The sequence below is a fragment of the Mycobacterium sp. genome (genome assembly GCF_046091765.1).
GTDB lineage: Bacteria > Actinomycetota > Actinomycetes > Mycobacteriales > Mycobacteriaceae > Mycobacterium.
Genome location: NZ_JBJTCF010000058.1, coordinates 65,177 through 86,160, shown reverse-complemented (window position 1 = coordinate 86,160; position 20,984 = coordinate 65,177). Strand labels below are relative to the sequence as shown.

At 71.4% G+C, this 20,984-nt stretch carries 17 protein-coding genes; 7 read left to right on the top strand and 10 right to left on the bottom strand.

Annotation, left to right across the window (positions count from 1 at the left end):
• The 3 genes from ACKOB8_RS06220 to ACKOB8_RS06210 form a co-directional block, all read right to left on the bottom strand.
• A partial coding sequence (locus ACKOB8_RS06220) for an MlaD family protein (protein WP_526376341.1) occupies nt 1-1,366 on the bottom strand: 1,366 nt, incomplete at its 3' end.
• Nucleotides 1,366-2,220, bottom strand: coding sequence for an MlaE family ABC transporter permease (locus ACKOB8_RS06215; protein ID WP_526376340.1), 855 nt, complete (start codon nt 2,218-2,220; stop codon nt 1,366-1,368). The genes ACKOB8_RS06215 and ACKOB8_RS06220, both read right to left, overlap by 1 nt.
• Nucleotides 2,221-2,224: 4 nt before the next feature.
• Entirely contained in the window at nt 2,225-3,112 is an 888-nt protein-coding gene (locus ACKOB8_RS06210) for an MlaE family ABC transporter permease (RefSeq protein ID WP_526376339.1), read from the bottom strand.
• A gap of 70 nt (nt 3,113-3,182) precedes the next feature.
• Here ACKOB8_RS06210 and ACKOB8_RS06205 point away from each other — a divergent pair, with 70 nt between their 5' ends.
• Nucleotides 3,183-3,929: an O-methyltransferase gene (locus tag ACKOB8_RS06205; RefSeq protein ID WP_526376338.1), complete on the top strand. Its 747-nt coding sequence runs from the start codon at nt 3,183-3,185 to the stop codon at nt 3,927-3,929.
• A 6-nt stretch (nt 3,930-3,935) separates the two neighbouring features.
• Here ACKOB8_RS06205 and ACKOB8_RS06200 read toward each other — a convergent pair whose 3' ends face one another.
• The gene (locus ACKOB8_RS06200; protein WP_526376337.1) at nt 3,936-5,573 is read right to left on the bottom strand and encodes a long-chain-fatty-acid--CoA ligase; all 1,638 of its coding nucleotides are present in this window, start codon (nt 5,571-5,573) and stop codon (nt 3,936-3,938) included.
• 224 nt (nt 5,574-5,797) lie between these two features.
• On the opposite strand from ACKOB8_RS06200, the gene ACKOB8_RS06195 reads away from it, so the two are divergent.
• Genes ACKOB8_RS06195 through ACKOB8_RS06185 form a run of 3 tightly spaced genes read left to right on the top strand, consistent with a single transcriptional unit; the run spans nt 5,798 to nt 10,290 of the window.
• Nucleotides 5,798-6,886, top strand: coding sequence for an NAD(P)H-dependent amine dehydrogenase family protein (locus tag ACKOB8_RS06195; RefSeq protein WP_526376336.1), 1,089 nt, complete (start codon nt 5,798-5,800; stop codon nt 6,884-6,886).
• A 1-nt stretch (nt 6,887) separates the two neighbouring features.
• Nucleotides 6,888-8,033, top strand: coding sequence for a Zn-dependent alcohol dehydrogenase (locus ACKOB8_RS06190; protein WP_526376335.1), 1,146 nt, complete (start codon nt 6,888-6,890; stop codon nt 8,031-8,033).
• Nucleotides 8,034-8,037: 4 nt separating this feature from the next.
• Nucleotides 8,038-10,290 carry a CaiB/BaiF CoA-transferase family protein gene (locus ACKOB8_RS06185; protein ID WP_526376334.1) on the top strand — a complete coding sequence of 751 codons (2,253 nt, stop codon included), beginning with the start codon at nt 8,038-8,040 and terminating at the stop codon, nt 10,288-10,290.
• Here ACKOB8_RS06185 and ACKOB8_RS06180 read toward each other — a convergent pair.
• The 3 genes from ACKOB8_RS06180 to ACKOB8_RS06170 form a co-directional block, all read right to left on the bottom strand.
• On the bottom strand, nt 10,245-11,750 hold the full coding sequence (locus ACKOB8_RS06180) for a flavin-containing monooxygenase (protein WP_526376349.1): 1,506 nt from the start codon (nt 11,748-11,750) through the stop codon (nt 10,245-10,247). The two genes, ACKOB8_RS06185 and ACKOB8_RS06180, sit on opposite strands and share 46 nt — an antisense overlap.
• A 91-nt stretch (nt 11,751-11,841) precedes the next feature.
• A complete protein-coding gene (locus ACKOB8_RS06175; RefSeq protein WP_526376333.1) occupies nt 11,842-12,810 on the bottom strand; it encodes an alpha/beta hydrolase in 969 nt (322 codons plus the stop codon).
• A gap of 10 nt (nt 12,811-12,820) precedes the next feature.
• Complete coding sequence (locus ACKOB8_RS06170) at nt 12,821-14,290, bottom strand: aldehyde dehydrogenase (RefSeq protein ID WP_526376332.1); 1,470 nt, start codon at nt 14,288-14,290, stop codon at nt 12,821-12,823.
• A 66-nt stretch (nt 14,291-14,356) separates the two neighbouring features.
• On the opposite strand from ACKOB8_RS06170, the gene ACKOB8_RS06165 reads away from it, so the two are divergent.
• From ACKOB8_RS06165 to ACKOB8_RS06155, 3 genes are read left to right on the top strand one after another with little or no spacing between them, the layout of a single operon-like run.
• Nucleotides 14,357-15,685, top strand: coding sequence for a UDP-glucose dehydrogenase family protein (locus ACKOB8_RS06165; protein WP_526376331.1), 1,329 nt, complete (start codon nt 14,357-14,359; stop codon nt 15,683-15,685).
• Nucleotides 15,686-15,696: 11 nt separating this feature from the next.
• Entirely contained in the window at nt 15,697-16,842 is a 1,146-nt protein-coding gene (locus ACKOB8_RS06160) for a glycosyltransferase family 4 protein (protein WP_526376348.1), read from the top strand.
• 10 nt (nt 16,843-16,852) lie between these two features.
• The gene (locus ACKOB8_RS06155) at nt 16,853-17,350 is read left to right on the top strand and encodes a hypothetical protein (protein WP_526376330.1); all 498 of its coding nucleotides are present in this window, start codon (nt 16,853-16,855) and stop codon (nt 17,348-17,350) included.
• On the opposite strand, the gene ACKOB8_RS06150 is transcribed toward ACKOB8_RS06155, so the two are convergent.
• From ACKOB8_RS06150 to ACKOB8_RS06140, 3 genes are read right to left on the bottom strand one after another with little or no spacing between them, the layout of a single operon-like run.
• Nucleotides 17,295-18,671 (bottom strand): cytochrome P450, encoded by a 1,377-nt coding sequence (locus ACKOB8_RS06150; protein ID WP_526376329.1) that lies wholly within the window; start codon nt 18,669-18,671, stop codon nt 17,295-17,297. The two genes, ACKOB8_RS06155 and ACKOB8_RS06150, sit on opposite strands and share 56 nt — an antisense overlap.
• 4 nt (nt 18,672-18,675) lie before the next feature.
• The gene (locus ACKOB8_RS06145; protein ID WP_526376328.1) at nt 18,676-19,455 is read right to left on the bottom strand and encodes a GAP family protein; all 780 of its coding nucleotides are present in this window, start codon (nt 19,453-19,455) and stop codon (nt 18,676-18,678) included.
• Nucleotides 19,452-20,933, bottom strand: coding sequence for an aminotransferase class I/II-fold pyridoxal phosphate-dependent enzyme (locus ACKOB8_RS06140; protein ID WP_526376327.1), 1,482 nt, complete (start codon nt 20,931-20,933; stop codon nt 19,452-19,454). Before ACKOB8_RS06140 ends, ACKOB8_RS06145 begins: the two co-directional genes overlap by 4 nt.
• Nucleotides 20,934-20,984 lie beyond the last annotated feature (51 nt).

The following is a 20,984-nucleotide window of genomic DNA, read 5'->3' as shown; positions in this document are numbered from 1 at the left end:
GCGGAACCGGCCCGGTGAAGGCCGGGTTGGCGGTGCCGGGCACCGGCGGGGCCGGGGCCATCGGCGGGCCGACGCCGCCGAGGATTCCGGTGCCGATGCCCTCGGACAGCGGCGGGTTCGGGTCGACCAGGTTGGGCCCGTGGGGCGACAGCAGCGGGGGACCCACCGCGACCAGGTTGCCGCTGGGGCCGACCACGGTTCCGGCCGGCGGAATCAGGTCCGGCGGCGGCTGGTAGTTCTGCGGCAGCAGCACCTCGGGCAGATCCGGGCGCACCGCGATCAGCGGCGCGGTGAAGCAGCTCGGGCCCTTCAGCTCGCCGTACTGCGGGCAGTCCGCACGGGTGTAGGAATACGTCGGGGTCAGCGCCAGGTTCGCCCGCAGGTTGAACGAGTCCATGTCGAACACCCAGCCCTCGTCGAACTTGTCGGTGAGGGTCCGCAGCTTCTGGAATCCGGGCAGCAGGTTACCCGCCTTCTGCGCCAGCACGCCGGTCACCGGGGTGAGCTGCCTGCCGATGGTGATCATCTGGTCGATGTGGTTGGACAGTGCGGTGCGGGTGGTGCCCAGGGTGCTCGAGCCAGCGGTGAGCATCGAGTCGAGCTGCGCGCGCTGCTCGGCGAGGGTCCGCATCGGCACCACCGCCCGGTGCAGCGCGTCGAGCAGGTCCGGAGCGCTCTGCTGCAGTCCCTCGGCCGCACCGATTAGCGCGCTGAGCATGGACGGGGTGGTGTCGTCGGTGGCCACCACCGCGTTGAGCTGGTTGACGATCCGGTCGAGTTGCGCACCGGCCTGCAGCAGCTGCGGGCGCCGGTCGTGGGTGGCCGCGCCGAGTGCGGCCAGGACTCCCAGGGTCTGGTCGTCACGGCCGCGCCCGGTGGCGAACAGGATGTCGCGCAGCTTGCTGATCGTGGTCTGGAACAGCACCGTGGGCAGCGTGGTGTCCTCGGTGATGCGATCGCCGGTGGTGATGGCGGGCGCGTCGCCGTTGTCGACGAGCTCGACGCCCGACACCGCGAACACGTTGCTGGGCACCACCCGCGCGGTGATCGTCTTGGGGATCGCCGCGGCGTAGCTCGCGTCGAGGTCGATGTGCACGAGGTTGGGTTTGCCGAACGTGGCGGGAACGACGTTGTTGACCGTGCCGACCAATAGCCCGTGGTAGCGCACGTCGGACCGGGCGGGCAGGCCGTCGCCGACGTTGGTCATTTCGGCGACGATGCGGGTGTAGTTCTCCAGCCGGCCGGTGGACTTGGCCACCAGCAGCGTCACCACGACGGCCGAGGCGGCGATCACCGCCACCCCGGAGACGAACAGCTGGCGGGCTGAGGGCCCGCGGCCGCTGAGGTCGAAGGTCCGCGGCGCCATCAGCCGCCGAACCTCGCGCCGGAGGACAGGCTGAACATGGCCATGGTGAGCAGCATGTTGACGATCACCACGACGGTGATGGCGGCGCGCATCGCGTGCCCGGCGGCCACCCCGACGCCCTCCGGCCCGCCGCTGGCATAGAAGCCGTAGTAGCACTGCAGCACCGAGGCGATCGCCACGAACACCACGCACTTGATCACCGAGTAGATGATCTCGGTGCCCGAGAGCATCAGACCGAAGTAGTGCATGTAGCCGCCGAGCGAGCCGCCGCTGATCAGCGCGACGACCACCTGGGTGCTCAGGTAGCTGATGCTCAGGCACACCACGTAGAGCGGAAGGATCGCGGTGATCGAGGCCATCAGCCGCGTGGTCACCATGTAGGGGATGGGGCGGATCGCCATCGAGTCCAGGGCGTCGATCTCCTCGGAGATGCGCATCGCGCCCAGCTGGGCGGTGAACCGGCAGCCGCTCTGGGTGGCGAAGGCCAGGGCCGCGGCGATCGGGGCCAGTTCGCGGGTGTTGACCAGCGAGGAGATGATCCCCACCGCCGGGCCCAGGCCGAGCAGCTGCAGGAAGTTGTAGCCCTCGATGCCGACCATGACGCCCACCACGATGCCGAGGACCACCGCGACGCCGGCGGTTCCGCCGCCGACGACCAGCGACCCGTTGCCCCAGGCGACGTCGGAGAGCAGCCGGGAGTACTCCTTGCGGTAGCTGCGCAGCACGACCGGCACCCCGGCGATCGCGCGGCCGGAGAACACCAGGATGTGCCCGAGCTTGAAGATCGGTCCGGCGGCGGCGTCGGCGGCGCGTTCCAGCGGGACCAGAACCGGCGGGGTCGGGTTTCGGGCCATCGCGCTACAGCCCGGTCCGGGGGAACAGGATGATGTAGAGCTGGCTGATCGCGACGTTGACGATCATCAGCAGCAGGATCGACTCGACCACCGCGGCGTTGACCGAGTTTGCGACGCCGATCGACCCGCCCCGGGTGGACAGGCCCTTCTCGCAGGACACGATCGCCACGATCGCCCCGTAGACGACGGCTTTGATCAACGCCAGTTTCATGTCCGCGGTGGTGGTGAAGGAGGCGAAGGTCGCGACGAAACTGCCGGGCGCGCCGTGCTGGAAGTAGACGTTGAACAGATAGCTGGCCAGAAAGCCGGTGAAGCACACCAGACCGGTCAGCGCGACGCCGATGACGATCGCGGCCAGAAACCGGGGCACCACCAGTCGCTGCACGATCGAGATACCCATCACCTCGAGGGCTTCGATCTCGTCGCGGATTTTGCGCGAGCCCAGATCGGCGGTGATGGCCGAGCCGACCGCCGAGGCCATCAGGATCGCGGCCACCAGCGATGCGGCCTGCCGGATGACGGCCAGGCCGCTGGCCGCGCCGGCCAGCGAGGTGGCGCCGACCTGCCCGGCCAGCAGCGCGAACTGCACCGAGAGCGTCACGCCGATCGGCAGTGCGACGAAGATGGTCGGCACCACCGACGTGCCGGCCATGAAGGCGGCCTGGCGGATGAACTCCTGCCACTGGAACTGCCGGGTGAACAGGTCGACGAACAGTGTCTGGACGGTGCGCACCGCCAGCACGGCCTGATCGCCCAGGGTCGTGATGGCGGCCCGCGGGTGGCGCCGGACGTAGCCGGCGACCCAGTCGTCGATGGCCGCGATACCGTCGTTCGTACGGTCGTGCGCGCGGTCGTCCGTCCCGTCGTCGGTGCGGTCGTCCGTGGCGGTCATGCGGTGATCGTTGCCGAGTCAGCGGCCCGCGGTGGCAAAATCGGGAGAAACCGGGACGGAGCAGCAACGCATGAGCCTGAAGAGTCGGTTTCCCTTCCTGCGCTGGTCGGCCTGGCGGCTGGTGATCGGGATGCCCAGCATCCTGCGCTCCGGTCAGGTGGGTGACGGTCGGGAGGCGGCCGCGGTCGAATTCGTGCTCGCCAACGCCCGCCCCGGCGATGTCGACGATGCGATCGCGACCATCGACCGCTTCGCCCGCTCGCAGTCCATCCTGATCAACGTCGGCGACGAGAAGGGGTTGCTGCTCGACGCCGCGGTGCGCCGCTCACAGGCGCGCCTGGCGCTGGAACTGGGGACCTACTGCGGGTACGGGGCGCTGCGGATCGCCCGCGCGGCCCCGGGTGCCCGGGTGTTCTCGGTGGAGATGTCGGAAGTCAACGCCGCCAACGCGCGGCGGATCTGGGCGCACGCCGGCGTCGGGGACCGGGTGACGTGCGTGGTGGGCCGCATCGGCGACGGCGGGGCGACCCTCGACGTGCTGGCCGGGCACGGGTTCACCGCAGGCGCGCTGGACTTCGTGTTCGTCGACCACGACAAGAACGCCTACCTGCCGGATCTGCTGAGCATCACCGGGCGCGGCTGGCTGCATCCGGGCAGCATCGTGGTCGCCGACAACGTGCTGGTGCCCGGCTCACCGAAGTACCGGGCCTACCTGCGCGAGCGGCAGGGCACCAGCTGGGACACCGTGGAGCACAAATCCCACCTGGAGTACACCGCGCTACCCGACCTCGTGCTGGAGTCGCGCTATCTGGGCTGACCGGTGTCAGTCGGTGCCGGCGAGTTCCAGCTGCCGCAGCTTCTTGCGGTCGGGCTTGCCCACCGAGGTGACCGGCAGCTCGGCCATGAAGACGACCTGCTTGGGCACCTTGTAGCCGGACAGGTTGGCCTTGCAGAACTCGCGGACCTCGTCCTCGGTCATCTCCTGGCCGGGCTTGAGCACCAGCGCGAGTTTGAGGCTCTCGCCGCGCTTCTCGTCGGGAATGCCGAACGAGCAGGCCTGCAACACCTTCGGGTGGGTGTACATCAGTTCGTCGATCTCGCGCGGATAGACGTTGAACCCGCTGGAGAGGATCATGTCCTTCTTGCGGTCGACGATGAAGACGTGGCCGTCGGTGTCCATGTAGGCGATGTCGCCGGTGAGCAGCCAGCCGTCCCGGAAGGTCTTCTCGGTCTCGGCCGGATTGTTCCAGTACTCCCGCATGACGGTCGGGCCCTTGCAGAGCAGCTCGCCGGGCTCGCCGAGGGGCATTTCCTTGTCGGGGTCCTCAAGGTCGACGATGCGCACGTCGTTGTCCGGGAAGGGAATCCCGACCCCGCCCGGTTTGCGGACGGTGAACAGGGGGTTGGCGGTGACGATGTTGGAGGTCTCCGACATCCCGTACCCCTCGAAGATCAGCGCGCCGGAGAGCGCCTCGAAGGTCTTCATCGCCTCCAGCGGCAGCGGCGCCGAACCGGAGACGACCGCCTTGACCGACCCGATCTTGGAGGTGGCGATGTCGGGATGCTGGTTGAGGCCGATGATCATGGCGGGTACGGCCGGGAACAGATTGGGCTCGTGCTTGTTGATCGCCTCCAGCACGTTGTCGACGCTGGGCTGCGGAACCATGATGATGGTCCCGCCGCTGACGTGGTTGGCGTTGACGTTCATGTTGAAGCCGTAGATGTGGTAGATCGGCACCGCCGCCAGGGCGCGCAGCGGCTCGTCCGTGCCGATCAGCGGGCTCATCCAGTAGTTCTCCTGATAGGCGATCGCCACCAGGTTGTCGTTGGTCAGCACGCAGCCCTTCGACAGCCCGGTGGTGCCGCCGGTGTACTGCAGCATCAGGATGTCCGAGCCGCGGATGTCGGCGTCGGGTTCGGAGTCCGCCGCGGCGCCGACGAGGTCGTTGAAGTCGTGCACGCCCGGCGCGCTCTCGACCTCCACGGTCCCCGAGGGCACCTGGAAGGTGATCACGTTGCGCAGCGGGGTGTCCTTGGCGTTGAGGATCGAGATCGGGCCGCCGGCGAAGGCCGCCATCACGATGAGCGTCTCGGCCCCGCTGTCGCGCACGTAGTGGTGCACCTCGGGTGCGGCGGCGAGCGGGTTGACCTGCACCACGATCGCGCCGATCTTGGCGCAGGCCTGGAAGGCGATGACGTACTGCGGCACGTTGGGCGACATCAGCGCCACCCGGTCGCCCTTCTTCACGCCCAGGGCGATCAGCGCGTTGGCGGCCTTGCGCGCCATCGTGTTGACCAGCCCGTAGGGCAGGCGCATGTCGTTGATGACCAGATAGTCACGGTCGGGGTGGGTCTCGGCGCAGGAGTTGAACATCTGCTTGATCGACAGCGGGGGGTAGATCACCGAGTAGGGGACGCCCTTGTCGTAGAGCTTGAACCACGGCTTGTCGCGATCGATCATGGCGGGCACTCTCCCTTGAGTCCTTCGAGCCGGTGAGTCTGTCGAGTGCCTGCCATGCTAGGTCGGTCGCATCCGCCGCATCGGCGTTTGAGCGTCTGGCCGGGCGTCCGTCGGCGGCGAGGTGTTCGCCGTCCTTTGGCTGATCGCCGTGCCGCTCATCGTCGCGCCCGCCCGGGCCGCCGACTGGGCCGCCGACCGGGCCGGCGGGGTGTAGTTTCCCGGGAATGACCGACTCCCGGCGCTTTCGCACGGTCGCTTGGGCCACCGGCGTGGTGGGCACCGCGGCGCTGCGTCGGATCCTCGCCCATCCGCAACTCGAGCTGGTGGGGGTGCGCGTCTACAGCGACGAGAAGAAGGGCCGCGACGCCGGTGACCTGATCGGGTCGTCCCCGACCGGGGTGATCGCCACCCAGGACACCGAGGAGATCCTGGCCCTGGCGCCCGATTGCATCGTGTACTGCCCGATGCCGTGGGACGTCGGGGAGATGTGCCGCATCCTGAGCGCCGGGATCCACATCGTCACCCCCTGCCCGTACTGGTTCCCGTTCATCCAGGACCCCCAGAGCACCGCGCGGCTGACCGAGGCGTGCCGGGCCGGCGGGGTGAACCTGCACGCCTCGGGCACCAACCCCGGCGGGGTCGCCGAGCGCTTCCCGCTGACGTTCAGCGGATGGTGCAACCGCATCGACCGGATCACCATGACCGAGTACGGCGACTGCCGCGACTACTCCTCGGCGGCGGTCATCCGCGAGCTGATGAACCTCGGTAAGACGCCCGAGGAGGCGCGCAACAACCCGATCAAGGCGATGCTGACCAGCTTCTGGTACGAGCCGATCGAGATGATCGCCGAGGGTCTGGGCAGCGAGGTGGTCGACTACGAGCAGCAGCACGACTTCATCCTGGCCAAGGAGACGATCGAGACCGCCGCCGGAACCATCGAGAAAGGAACCATCGGACTCAACAACTACCGCCACATCGGCCGCACCCGCGAGGGCACCGAGATCGTGCAGGAGCAGGTGTGGTTCATGGACGACGTGTCGATGTCGCGGCTGGAGTCGCGGAGGGACATCCCCCGGGCGTCGGGCTGGCGCATCCACATCGAAGGCGATGTCGAGCTGGTCGTCGACATCGAGCTCGCGCCGCACCTGACCCAGCCGGAGAAGACCGCCCAGGGCCTGAGCACCGTCGGCTACCACTGCGTCAACGCGGTGCCCGACGTGTGCACCGCCCCCGACCCCGGCATCAAGACGTTCCTCGACCTGCCGATGACCACCGGGCGGATGGGCACCCACCGCACCGCGAGCCGGGGCTGACGTGCGCAGCCGGGCGGCGATCCTGCACTCCTACGGTGCGCCGTGGTCGGTGGAGGAGTTCGAACTCGACCCGCCCCGCGCCGGCGAGGTGCTCCTGCGGCTAGCGGCGGCGGGACTGTGCCACTCCGACGAGCACCTGCGGTGCGGGTACCTGGCGCCGCCGCCGGACGTCCCCGGGCCGCGGCGGCTGCCGACGATCGGCGGGCACGAGGGCAGCGGGATCGTGGTCGAGGTGGGCGAGGGCGTGACCCGCCTGGCCCCGGGTGATCACGTGGTCACCTCCTTCGTCCCGGCATGCGGGCACTGCCGCTGGTGCGCGTCGGGAATGGAGTACCTGTGCGACCTCGGTGCGCTGACGCTGCAGCCGGGCATGCCCACCGACGGGACCTTCCGCCACCACACCGGCGACGGTGCCGACCTCGGGCACGTCTCGAAGATCGGCGCCTTCGCCGAGCACACCGTCGTCGCCGCCGACTCGCTGGTCCGGATCGATCCGCGCATCCCGCTGGTTCCGGCGGCACTGCTGGCGTGCGCGGTGCCCACCGGGTACGGGTCGGCCGCCAACCGGGCGGGGGTCCGCGGCGGGGACACCGTGGTCGTCATCGGCACCGGCGGCATCGGAACCGCCGCCATCCAGGGCGCGCGGATCAACGGCGCCGCGATGATCGTCGCCGTCGATCCGGTCGAGTTCAAACTCAAGTCCGCGCTGGGGTTCGGCGCCACCCACACCGCCTCCGGTGCGGCCGAGGCGCTGGATCTGGTGCGCGAGCTGACCCGCGGGGTGATGGCCGACGCGGTGGTGGTCTCCCCGGCGTCGATCGCCCCCGCCGACGTCGACGCCGCGCTGACGCTGACCCGCAAGGGCGGCACCTGCGTGCTGACCGGACTGTCCTCGCCGCAGACCGTCTCGGCCGACCTGAGAATCCAGGACTTCGTGCTGCTCAACAAGACGCTGTGCGGCACGATCTTCGGCTCCTGCAATCCCAAGTCGGACATTCCGCGGCTGGCTTCGCTCTACGCGACCGGCCAGTTGCTGCTCGACGAGATGATCACCCGCCGCTACCGGCTGGAGGAGATCAACGACGCCTATCGCGACCTGGACGAGGGGAAGCTGATCCGCGGGGTCATCGACTTCGGGATCAGCTGAGCCGATGGCGCCTCCGCTGTCGGGCGTGCGGGTCGTGGAGATCGGCGACCGGATCGCCGCCGCCTATTGCGGCAAGCTGCTGCGCGACGCCGGAGCCGAGGTCCTGCTGGTCGAGCCGGAGGGCGGCTCGCCGTTGCGGCGCAGCGGCGCGTTCTTCGACTACCTGGCGGGCGGAAAACGCAGCGCGGTCCTGGCGGGCGGCGACGTGCCGCGCGTCGCCGCCGGTGCCGACATCGTCGTGCTGGCGGCCAGCCCGGCCGAGGCCCGCCGGCGCGGAATCGACTGCGCGGCACTCCATGCCGTGGCACCGGGCTGCGCGCTGGTCACGGTGTCCAACTTCGGCTGGACCGGCCCGTGGGCGGAGTACCCGGCCACCGAGTTCACCCTGCAGGCCTGGTGCGGCTCCACCGGGTCGCGCGGGGTGCCCGAGCGGCCGCCGATCGCCGCCGGCGGGGACCTGGGGGAGTTCGTCGCCGGCGGCTACGCGGCGTTCTTCGGCCTGGCCGCGTTCTACGGCGGTGTCGGCGGGCAGCTGGACCTCTCGGTGCTCGAGGCGATGTCGGTGTCGATGCAGACCTTCGGCTGGCTGCGCACCGACGTCGCCGGGCTCAGCTCGTTCAACCGGTCCACCGAGGTGCCGTCCATCGAACGGTGCAAGGACGGCTACGTCGGGGTGTCGATGGCCACCGACACCCAGTGGGAGAGCTTCTGCGCGATGGTCGACTGCCCGCAGCTGGCCGCCGATCCGGCGCTCGCGCTGCAGCTGAACCGGTGGCGCGAGCGCGACCGGATCCGCGCGGCGATCGGGCCGTGGCTGGCCGCCCACACCGTCGCCGAGATCGTCGCGCGGGCCGAGCGCTACCGGGTGCCGATGGCGGCGATCGGCAACGGCGCGACCCTGCCGCAGATGGACCACTTCGTGGCCCGCCACGTCTATCAGCCCAACCCGGCCGGGTTCCGCCAGCCCCGCCCGCCGTGGCGGATGAGCGCGGCCGAACCCCTGCCGGTGGCGCCGGCGCCCGCGCTCGGGTGCGACAGCGGCCCGCCGCCGTGGCCGGCGCGCGAGCGGCCGGTCGCGACGCGACCGGACATCCGCGTCGCCCTGCGCGGGCTGCGGGTGGTCGACCTGACCGCGTTCTGGGCCGGCCCGGCGGCCAGCCAGCTGCTGGCGATGCTGGGTGCTGAGGTGATCAAGGTGGAGTCCTGCCGGCACCCCGACGGCATGCGCTTTTCGGGCACGCTGCGCACCGGGGTGCCCGACTGGTGGGAGTACAGCTGGGTCGCCCACGCCGTCAACACCAACAAGCGATCGCTGACCCTGGATCTGACGACCCCGCGGGGCAGGGAGCTGATCGGCGCGCTGATCGCCGACGCGGATCTGGTGATCGAGAACTTCCCGGCCCGCGTCATGGAGAACCTCGGGCTGGACGACGACACCCTGCGCGCGCTCAACGAGAAGCTCATCGTGGTGCGCATGCCCGCGTTCGGTCTCGACGGCCCGTGGCGCAACCGCGGCGGCTTCGCGATGACCATGGAGCAGATCGCCGGCCTGGCCTGGATCACCGGCTTTCCCGACGACGTGCCCACCGCGCCGCGCGGCCCGTGTGACGGCCTGGCGGCGGTGCACGCGGCGTTCGCCGCGCTGTGCGCGCTGCAGTCGCGCCGGCGCACCGGGATCGGCCAACTGGTCGAGGTCCCGATGATCGAGACCGTGCTCAACGCCACGGCGCGGCAGGTCATCGAGTTCGACGTGTCCGGCACGGTGCTCACCCGCACCGGCAACCGCGGCAACGACGTCGCCCTGCAGAACCTCCACGCCTGCGCCGGCGAGGAGCAGTGGATCGCGGTCAGCGTCCGCGACGACGCCGACCGGGCGGCCCTGGCCGCGGTGGTGGGCCGGCGGGGGATCGACGACGCCGCACTGGCGGCGTGGTGTCGGGACAAGCCGCTCGGCCCGACCGTGCAGGCGCTACTGGACGCCGGCGTGCCCGCCGCGCCGGTGGTGCTGCCCACCGACATCGGTGACAACCCGCAGCTGCGGGCCCGTCGCTTCCTGGAGACCCTGGTCCACCCGCGGGTCGGACCGGTGCGCTACCCGCGGCCGCCGATCGCCGCCCCCGACGGCGGTTTCCTGACGCGCCCCGCGCCCACGCTCGGTGAGCACAACCGCGAGGTGCTGCGCGCCCTGGGTGTCGACGAGGACGAGTTCGCTCAGCTCGAACGCGACGCGGTGATCGGCACCTCGCCGCTGCGGTGAATCCAGTCGCGGCGGTTCAGCCGCCAGGTGCGCCGCGCATACTCCAGCTCGCTGTAGGGCCACTGGGTGACGATGCGCCCGGACGGGGAGCGGAAGTAGCTGTCGCACTGCGTCCACACGCTGCGCTGCAGATCGGCGGAGAGCTCGTCGTTGAACCGCCGCTCGGCCTGCGGGCTGACGTCCAGCGAGCCGCCGCGCCGGGCCAGCAGGCTCGCCGCGCCGGCCACCAGCCGCGAGGCCGCCTCCAGCACGTAGATGATCGAGTTGCCGGCCTGGTTGGTGTTGGGGCCGTAGAGCATGAAGAAGTTGGGGAAGCCGCTGACCGCGATCCCGAGATAGGCGGTGGGATCCGCACCCCAGCGCTGGTGCAGGCTCGCACCGCCGCGGCCGAGCACCTCGATCCCGGCCAGGTAGCTGCTGGTCTCGAAACCGGTGGCGCACACCAGGGCGTCCACCTCGACGGTCCGTCCGCCGGCAGTCGTCACGCCGGCCGGGGTCACCCGCTGGATGGGTTCGGTGATCAGCTCCACGGTGTCGCGCTGCAACGCGCGGTAGTAGCTGTCACCGAGCAGCACCCGCTTGCACCGGAACGGGTAGTGCGGGGTCAGAGCGGTGCGCAGCGCCGGATCGGGCACGGTGGCGTCCAGGAAATCGGTGGCGACCTTCGAGCGTTCGGCGACCATCGGGTCGCTGGCTGCCGTGGCGGTGTAGTCGTGGAACTGCTTCCACACCTTCCAGCGCTCCCGGTGGGCGGCCCACGGCGCGCGGCGGAACCCGGCGAGCTCTTCGGCGCTGAAGGGCCGGTCGTCCTTGGGCACCATCCACGGCGGGGTGCGCTGGAACACGCTGACGCTCTTCGCGATTCGGGCAAGCTCGGGGACGACCTGCACCGCGCTGGCGCCGGTTCCGATGACCGCCACCCGCTGACCGGTCAGGTCCACCCCGCGATCCCATGCCGAGGTGTGCATCACCGTTCCGCCGAAGCCGGAAAGCCCCTCGATGGCCGGCAGCCGGGCGTCGCCGAACAGCCCGACGGCGCTGACCACGATCGCGGCCCGCAGGACGCCGGTGCTGGTCTGCAGTTCCCACTCGTCGGCGCTCTCATCCCAGCGCGCCCCGGTGACCCGGGTGCCCAGCAGCAGATGGCGGCGCAGATCGAAGTCGTCGGTCACCTGCTCGAGGTAGGCCAGGATCTCGGGCTGGCGGGCGTAGGTGCGGCTCCACGCGCGATTGAGCGCGAAGGAAAACGAGTAGAGGTGACTGGGGACGTCGCAGCCCGCACCGGGATAGACGTTGCGCCGCCAGGTGCCGCCGACCCCGTCGGCGCCCTCGATGATCACCAGATCCTCGATGCCGGCCTGGCGCAGCGCCACCGCCGCGGCGATGCCGCCGAAGCCCGCGCCGATGATCGCCACCCGGGGTGCTCGCCGGTGTGCGCCGCGGCGGGTCAGTGCGCGCATCCGGCCCACGGCGTAGCGGGCCGCTGCCGCACGCGCCCAGGACCGCACCACCCGAGCATAACGAGCGGGTCGCAGGTGCCGGCGTGGCGAGTTACAGCGCCGCGAGCCGGCGCACCCGGTCGGCCATCACGCGCGCGGACACCGCCGCCTGCGGGGCGAGTACCTCGAAGGCGTGCGGGCACCCCGGATGCACGTGCAGTTCGGTCGCGACGCCGGCGGCGGCGAGCCGGCGCGCGTAGTCGATGTCCTGCTCGCAGAACAGGTCCAGATCGCCGACGTCGATGTAGGCCGGGGGCAGCCCGGACAGATCCGCGGCCCGGGCCGGCACGGCATACGGCGAGATCGCGGTGTCGGCGTCACCGAGCAGTGCGGCCCACCCGGTGCGGTTGTCGTCGTGGGTCCAGGTCAGCATCGGCGCCAGCGCCGGGTCGGGTTCGGGCGTGCGGTCGTCGAGCATCGGGTAGGCCAGCACCTGCGCGGCGATGGCCGGGCCCGCCCGGTCGCGCGCCAGCAGGCAGACCGCGGCGGCCAGCCCGCCGCCGGCACTGTCGCCCATCACCGCGACGCGGGCCGGGTCGACCCCGAGCGCGTCGGCGTTGGCGGCCAGCCAGCCCAGCGCGCCGTAGCAGTCCTCGACCGGAACGGGATGCGGGTGCTCCGGGGCGATCCGGTAGTCCACCATCAGCAGCGGCACCCCGGAGGCGGCCACGTAGCTGCGCGCGGCGATGTCGTAGAGCGCGCCCAGTTCGCCCAGCCCGAGAATCATTCCCCCGCCGTGCAGATACAGCGCGGCGCTGCCCGGCGACGGCTGGCCGGGGCGGTGGTACCAGTGCAGCGGCACGGCCGCGCCGTCGGCGGCGGTCGGGGTTGTCATCGTGTACCGCCGCACCTCGACGCCGGGGATCCGCGCCGGCGCGAAGACGGCCCGGGTGCGCTCGACCATCCGGCGGGCGTTGCGCCGCCGGCCGGCGACGTCACCGACGGGGGGCGGGTCCTCGGCGCTGGCGGGCGCCAGCGCGGCGAGTCCGGCGGCCACCTCGGGATCGAGTTGCCGTGTCATCAGCGCGCCGTCACCCCGCCGCCTCGGCGATCACTTTCATCTGCAGGTACTCCTCGAAACCGGCCAGGCCCATTTCGCGTCCGACCCCGGACTGCTTGTAGCCGCCGAAAGGTGTGTCGCCGCAATACCATACGCCGCCGTTGACGCTGACCGTCCCGGCCCGCAGCGCCGAGGCCACCCGGTCGGCGCGCTGCGGATCCGCACCGAACACCGTGGCGGACAGACCGTAGGGCGAATCGTTGGCGATCCGCACCGCGTCGGCGTCGCCGTCGTGGGCGAGCACCACCAGCACCGGCCCGAAGATCTCCTCGCGGGCGACCCGGGCGTCGTTGGTCAGCCCGGCGATCACCGTCGGCGCGATGTAGAAGCCGGTGGCACGACCCGGCGGGCGTCCGCCGCCGCAGGCGAACGTGGCGCCCTCGGCGCGCGCGAGATCGAGGTAGCCCTGCACCCGGTCGCGCTGGCGCGCCGAGATCAGCGGCCCGCAGACCGTCGCCGGGTCGGTCGGATCGCCCACCGCGACACCCGACATGGTTGCGGCCGCGACGGCGACGGCTTCGTCGTAGCGCTGACGCGGCACCACCAGCCGGGTGGTCAGCGAACACCCCTGACCGGCGTGGGTGCACACCGCCACAGCCGCACGCGCGCAGGCGGATTCCAGATCCGCGTCGTCGAGGACGAGGAACGCCGACTTACCGCCCAGTTCGAGGAACACCTTCTTCACGGTCTGGGCGGCTGTCGTCATCACCGCGCGGCCGGTGGCCGTCGACCCGGTGAACGACACCATGTCGACGCGGGGATCCCCGGCCAGCTGGGCGCCCAGCCGATGATCGGACGAGGTGACGATGTTGACCACCCCCGGCGGGATGTCGGTGTGCTCGGCGATGATGCGGCCCACCTCGGCGGCACACCACGGGGTGTCCGGCGCGGGCTTGAGCACCACGGTGTTGCCGGCGGCCAGGGCCGACCCGATCTTGGCGAGGTTGAGGTGGTGCGGGAAGTTCCACGGCGTGATCGCGCCCACCACCCCGAACGGCTCGCGCACCAGGGTGCGCCGGGTGGCGATGCCCAGCGGGGCGGCCTCACCCAGATCGGTGCGCCACCGGTAGTGCCGCGCGGTGTCGGCGGGGAAGGCCAGATCGGCGATCGGGATCTCCAGCTGCCCGCGCCGGGTCAGCGACACCGGTGCGCCGACCTCGGCGACGGTGATCGCCCGCAGTTCCTCGAGGTGTGCGGTCAGCGCCTCGCGCAGCTGGGTCAGGCAGGACACCCGGCGCTCGACGTCGCGGCTCCAGTCGGTGTCGTCGAACGCCGAGCGCGCAGCGGCGATCGCGGCGTCCATGTCGGCTGCGGTGGCGTCGGCGGCGTAGCCCAGCGGCTGTTCGGTGGCGGGGTTGACGGTGGTGAAGACACCGCCTTGCCCGGCGGTCAGCGCACCACCGATGAGCAGCGGCGTTGTCACCGCGGGGCCAGCGTTCACCAGTTGTTCGCCTCACGCTTGGTGTCGGGATCCGACACGCTCATTCTGCGACGTTATACGGGCGGTGTGCGATGCACAGTTTTCGGCACCGGCTACCTCGGCGCGACGCACGCGGTGGGGATGGCAGCACTGGGTCATGAGGTGGTCGGGGTCGATATCGACCCCGGCAAGGTCGTCAAACTCTCCGCCGGGGACGTCCCGTTCTACGAGCCCGGCCTGGCGACGATGCTGCGCGACAATCTCGCGCAAGGCAGGTTGCGCTTTTCCACCGACTACGACCTGGCGGCTGACTTCGCCGACGTGCACTTCCTCGGTGTCGGAACCCCGCAGAAGCGCGGCGAGTACGGGGCGGACCTGCGTCACGTGCACGCGGTAATCGACGGGCTGGTGCCGCGGCTGAGCCGTCCCGCGGTGATCGTGGGCAAGTCCACCGTGCCGGTCGGCACGGCGGCCGACCTGGCCCGCCGGGCCCGGTCGCTGACCCGCGACGGGGTGGACGTCGAGGTCGCCTGGAACCCGGAGTTCCTGCGCGAGGGATTCGCCGTGCACGACACCCTGCACCCGGATCGGATCGTGGTCGGTGTGCAGGACGACTCGGTGCGCGCGGAGGCCGTGCTGCGCGAGTTCTACGGCAGCCTGATCGCCGACGGGGTGCCGCTGCTGGTCACCGACTTGCAGACCGCCGAACTGGTGAAGGTCTCGGCGAACGCCTTCCTGGCGACCAAGATCTCGTTCATCAACGCGATCGCGGAGGTGTGCGAGGCCGCCGGGGCGGACGTGCGGGCGCTGGCCGACGCGCTCGGGCACGACCCCCGTATCGGCCGCCAATACCTCAACGCCGGGCTGGGTTTCGGCGGGGGTTGCCTGCCCAAGGACATCCGGGCGTTCATGGCGCGCGCGGGTGAGCTCGGCGCCAACCATGCGCTGACCTTCCTGCGTGAGGTCGACAGCATCAACATGCGCCGGCGCACCCGGATGGTCGAGCTGGCCACCGCCGCGTGCGGCGGGTCGCTGCTGGGGGCGAACGTCGCGGTGCTGGGGGCTGCGTTCAAGCCGGACTCCGACGACGTGCGCGACTCGCCCGCCCTCAACGTGGCCGGGATGCTGCAACTGCACGGCGCGACGGTCAGCGTCTACGACCCCAAGGCGATGGACAACTCCCAGCGGCTGTTTCCCACCCTGGCCTACGCCACCTCCGTCGAGGAGGCCTGCGAGCGGGCCGACGCGGTCCTGGTGCTCACCGAGTGGCAGGAGTTCGTCGACCTCGATCCCGCCGAACTGGCCGCGACGGTGTCGGCGAAGGTGATCGTCGACGGCCGCAACTGCCTGGACACCCCACGCTGGACGGGTGCGGGCTGGAAGGTCTTCGCGCTGGGCCGCAGGAGCGTGCGGTGAACGATCGCGCGCTGCGGGTGGCGATCGTGGCCGAGTCGTTCCTGCCGAGCGTCAACGGTGTGGGCAATTCAGTGCTGCGGGTGTTCGAGCATCTGCGCCGGGTGGGCCACCAGGCCGTCGTCATCGCCCCGGACAGCCCGCCCGGTGAGCCACCCGCCCCGCGCGTGCATGAGGGGATCTGGGTCCATCGCGTGCCGTCCCGGATGTTCCCGATGGTCACCTCGCTGCCCCTGGGGTTGCCGGCGCCCCGGATCGTGCGCGTGCTGCGCGGGTTCGAACCCGACGTCGTGCACCTGGCCTCGCCGGCGCTGCTGGGCTACGGCGGTCTGCTCGCGGCACGCCACCTCGGCATCCCGACGGTGGCGGTCTACCAGACCGACGTCGCCGGGTTCGCGGCCAGCTACGGGGTGCCGCTTGCCGCGCGGGCGGCCTGGTGGTGGATGCGCCATCTGCACTCGCTGGCCGATCGGACCCTGGCCCCGTCGCAGTCGGCGATCGACGCCCTGCGGGCCAACGGCGTTCCGCGCGTTCACCACTGGGCCCGCGGGGTCGACCTGGGCGCCTTCACCCCGTCAGCCCGCGATGACCGGCTGCGCCGACTGTGGTCACCACGGGGAACGCCGATCGTCGGGTTCGTCGGACGGCTGGCGCCGGAGAAACACGTCGAACGGCTCGTCGCGCTGGCCCGGCGGGAGGATCTGCAGCTGGTCATCGTCGGCGACGGCATCCAGCGGGACAGTCTGCGCGCACGGATGCCGACCGCGGTGTTCACCGGAGCGCTGTACGGACCGGAGCTGGCCGCGGCCTACGCGAGCATGGACGTCTTCGTGCATCCCGGTGAGCACGAGACGTTCTGCCAGGCCGTGCAGGAGGCGCTGGCCTCGGGACTACCGGTCATCGCCCCCGACGCCGGCGGGCCCCGCGACCTGGTCGCGCCCGGTCGCACCGGGCTGCTGCTGCCGGTGGGCGAGTTCGAGTCGCAGCTGAACCCGGCGGTGGACCATCTGCTCGGGCAGCGCGGGCGGTATGCGACCGCGGCGCACCGCAGCGTGCTCGGCCGCAGCTGGCCGGTGATCTGCGAGCAGCTGCTCGACCACTACGACGCGGTGCGGGGCGGGGTGCGCCGCACACCACCGCGGGCGGCGCGGATCGCCTAAGGTATGGCGGGTGCCGAATCCTGCGCTGCCCGTGCTGATCCTGGCGGTCCTGGCGCTGTCCGCCTGCGGCGGCGGTGCAGACCCCCCGGCCGGTCCGCCGGCCGGCCTGCCCGCCGACGCGACGGTGAGCTACACCTTCCGCGACTCCTCGGTGCCCCCGCCGTATCACCGCAGCTTCGTCCTGACCTTCGACCGTGCGCAGGCGCGCATCGTGGTGGACAGCTACGGCGACGTCCTGGCCGACCGGAGCGCGCCGATGACCGCGCAGGCCTGGACTCAGGTGTCGGAGACCTTCGCCGGTCTGCGCGACATCGTGATCGTCGAGCCCGAGCAGGGCTGCGTGGGCGGAACGAGTTTCGTCCTGGCGGTGAGCGGGTCGGCCACCTTCGATCTGTCCGGCACCCAGTGCGGCGGGGCCAACTCGAATGCCGCCGAGCGGCTGACGCAGTGGATCAGGCCGGTGCGCTCGCTGTTCCCGCCGATGGCGCAACTGGCTCCGGAGGGCTGAGCGGCGCCGAGCGCAGCCGGATGCGGGCCCCGCGGCGCGGTTCGAGGATGACGTGGCGCACCCGCTGGCGTTCCCCGGGCGCCTCGGTCGTACACAGCTCGACGCGCCGAAGCACCTCGCGCAGAACGACTTTCATCTCCACCATCGCAAAACCGGCACCGAGGCAGCGCCGGTTCCCGCCGCCGAACGGCAGCCAGGTGGTCGGGGTGAGGGTGGCGTCGAGCATGCGGTCGGGGTCGAAGCGTCCCGGGTCGGGGTAGAGCGCCGCGCTGGCGTGCACCGGCCCGATGCCCGGAGCCACCAGCACTCCGGCCGGCAGCCGGTAGCCGGCGATCTCGACCGGTGCGGTGAGCAGCCGGCCCACGTCGAACACCACCGGGCGCACCCGCAGGGTCTCCTTGGCGACGGCGTCGAGGTACTCGTCACCGGCCGGGTCACCGGCCGCGGAGGCGTGGGCGGCCTGCACCGCCCGGGCCAGCGCCTGCGGGTGGCGGGTCAGTCGTTCCAGCGCCCACGACAGCGCGGTGGCGGTGGTGTCGTGCCCGGCGGCCAGCAGCGTCATCAACTGGTCGCGCAGTTCGCGGTCGTCCATGTGCCGGCCGTCGTCGTCGGCGGCGCGCACCAGCATCGCCAGGACGTCGGTGCGTCCGGCGAGGTTCGGGTCCGCGCGGCGGTCGGCGATCTCGGCGTAGAGCAGCCGGTCGGCCGCCTCGATGCGCCGCCGCAGATACCGCCACGGCAGCCGGCGCATCAGGTTCGGGTTGGCGATGCCCAGCGTGGACCACGGCCCGGTGCGCAGCACCTTCGGCATCACCGCGCGCAGGGCGGCCAGCCGCGCCGGATCGGAGGCGCCGATCACGGTGCGCAGGATCACCTCCAGGGTGATCTGCGCCATCCTCGGCGCGACCGGGAAGTCGGTCCCCACCGGCCAGTCGGCGACGTTGGCCGCGGCGGCCTCGGCCATCGCCGGGGCCCGGCGGGCGACCGCGTCGCGCTGGAACGGCGGCATCATCAGGCGTCGCCGGTCGCGGTGCACGTCGTCGTCGATCAGCAGCACCGACGTCGCGCCGAGCAGGCCGGCCAGCATCGCGTTGGCCTCCCCGGCGTGGTAGACCGACGGGTCGCCGGCGAAGACCGTCTTGATGTCGGCCGGGTCGGTGAGGTAGACCACGGTGCCCACCGTCGCGATGCGCAGGGTGAAGATCGGGCCGTAGCGGCGCTGGCAGGCGGTGATGTAGTCCGGCCAGGAGCGCAGCACCAGGGCGGTCTGCACCCAGCGCGGCAGCCGGGGTCCCGGCGGCAGCGCCGGCGTGGGACTCATCTCTTCACGATACGTCGCCCAGATGGCGGGTCGGCAGCTTCTGCCAGGCGTCGTGGGCGACGAACAACCCCACCCCGATCAGCAGCACCGCGGTGATCCAGCGGCCGTGGGTCTTCATGATCCGCTCGTAGCCGTCCTTGATCCGCGAACTCGAACCGGGCTTGATCGACTCCATCACGAACGGCACCAGCGCGGGGATCACCGAGATGGCGGCGAACAACACGATCCCGGCGGTGCGTTGGGCGGGATCGGTGATCTGGACGATCTGGTGGCCGGCGGCGATCGCGATCGGGAACACCTTCGGGTGCAGTCCGCAGATGGCGAACCCCGCCACCCCGGCCCGGGCGATGCGCCTGGGCACCGGCAGGTCGGCGTTGGGTTCGAACTGACGCATCACCTTCGGGAAGTGCTTGCGCAGCCAGGTCGTCAATCCGCTCTGCTTCTGCTCGGGTTTGGCGATGTCCGGGATGGGTTGCTTGCGTGCGGCGTTCACCGCGCGGCGGATACCGATGATCAGCAGGGCCGCCGCGATGAGCGCCCGAACGATGAAGCCCGGCCAGGTGCCGTGCCGATCGGCGGCCGCGCCGGCGCCGGACAGGTGGGCGATCAGCAGACCGAGGGAGGTGGCGAAGGTGATGCCGGCGATCGCGCCGACGGCGAACGCCGCGGCGGCCAGTCGCGGGACCTTCTTGTCGCTGGCGATGAACAGGCCGAGCACCAGCATTTCCGGGCTGAAGAAGATCGCCAGCGCCAGCGAGGCGAGGGCGGCGAAATGGGAACTCATGATCCCTTCCTGTTCGTGATCACCCGCAGGTGATCGACGGCCTCGTCGGGCGTCCCGCGCACCCAACCGTAGGGGGAGGCCGCGGTGGCCCGCAGGAAGTCAACCACCTCGGCGGTGATCACCTCGCCGGGCATCACGTTGGCCACCCCCGGCGGGTAGGCGGCCAGCGAGTCGGCCGACACCCGGCCGACCGCCTGGGAGGCCGGCACCAATTCGTTGTCGGCGAGGAACGCCTCGCGCAGGTCCCTCTCGCGCGGGCAGTGCGCGGGCAGGGTGATCGGGCGGCGCTCGGAGACGTCGCGGACCGGCATCGCGTGCAACGCGGCGGTGACGTAGTCGGCGTCGAGCCGGCTGCCGGCTCCGACGATGCCGACGATCACCGCGTCGGTGGCGACTTCGACGTGAATGCGACGGCCGGGTTCCTCGAGCAGCCGACGCGCCTCGAAGCCGGGCACCCCGCCGGAGAGGGTGTCGACCACCACGTGCAACGGGTCCAGCGCCACCACGTCGGGGGAGCCCAGCATCGCCGGGTCGGGGTCGGCGAACCGTCCGCCCTCGGCCAGCAGCGCGCGCACCCGCTGCGCGTCGGCGATGCTGGCCGCGATCCGCTCACCCCCGGTGGTGAGGTCGCGGCGCGCCAGGTCCAGCGAGCCCAGCAGGATCGCCGACGGGCTGGTGGTCTGGAACGTGCGCAGCGCCCGGTCCAACAATGGTTCCAGCGTCTCGGCGAACGGGCCGTCGCCCAGGTGCAGCATCGCCGACTGGGTGAGGCTGCCGGCCAGTTTGTGGGTGCTGGAGATCACCACGTCGGCGCCCTGCTGCAGCGCGGAGGCGGGCAGCGCGGGGTGGAATCCGAAATGGCTGCCCCAGGCCTCGTCGACGACGAGCGGGATTGCGCGCCGGTGACAGACCGCGGCCAGGGCCGCCACGTCGGAGACCGCGCCGAAGTAGGACGGCGAGACGACGTAGGCCGCGCCGGCGCCCGGGTGGCGGGCGAGTTGCTCGTCGAGGGCGGCGGCGGTGACCCCGTGCGCGATGCCCAACTGCGCGTCGACGTGGGGCGCGACGAACTCCAGCCGCAGCCCGGCCAGGATCGCGCCGTCGATCACCGAGGTGTGCACCGAGCGCTGCGCGACGGCGTGGGATCCGAGCATCCGCACCGCCAGGCAGGCGGCGTGGTTGCCCTGCGAGGCCCCGTCGGTGAGGAACCAGGTGCGCCGCGCGCCCCACGCCCGCGCCGCCAGGTCGAGCGCCTGCTGCAGCGGGGTCGGCCCGCCGGTCCCCGGCGTCGGCCGGTCGACGCCCTCGGTGAACATCGGAATGTCCATCCGCAGCAATTCCGGTCCGGCCAAGCCGGCCAGCGCGGGGTGCCGGCCGGGTTGGTCCTGGTGGGCCGGAATCGCCCAGCGGGTCCAGCCACCGTCCGCGTTGGCCCGCAGGGCGTCGGCGTAGGGCGCCCGGTCCGGGGGGATCGCCATGGTCCCATCCAAACCGGCGGCGGCCCGGATGGTCTGGAAAAACGCCGTTCG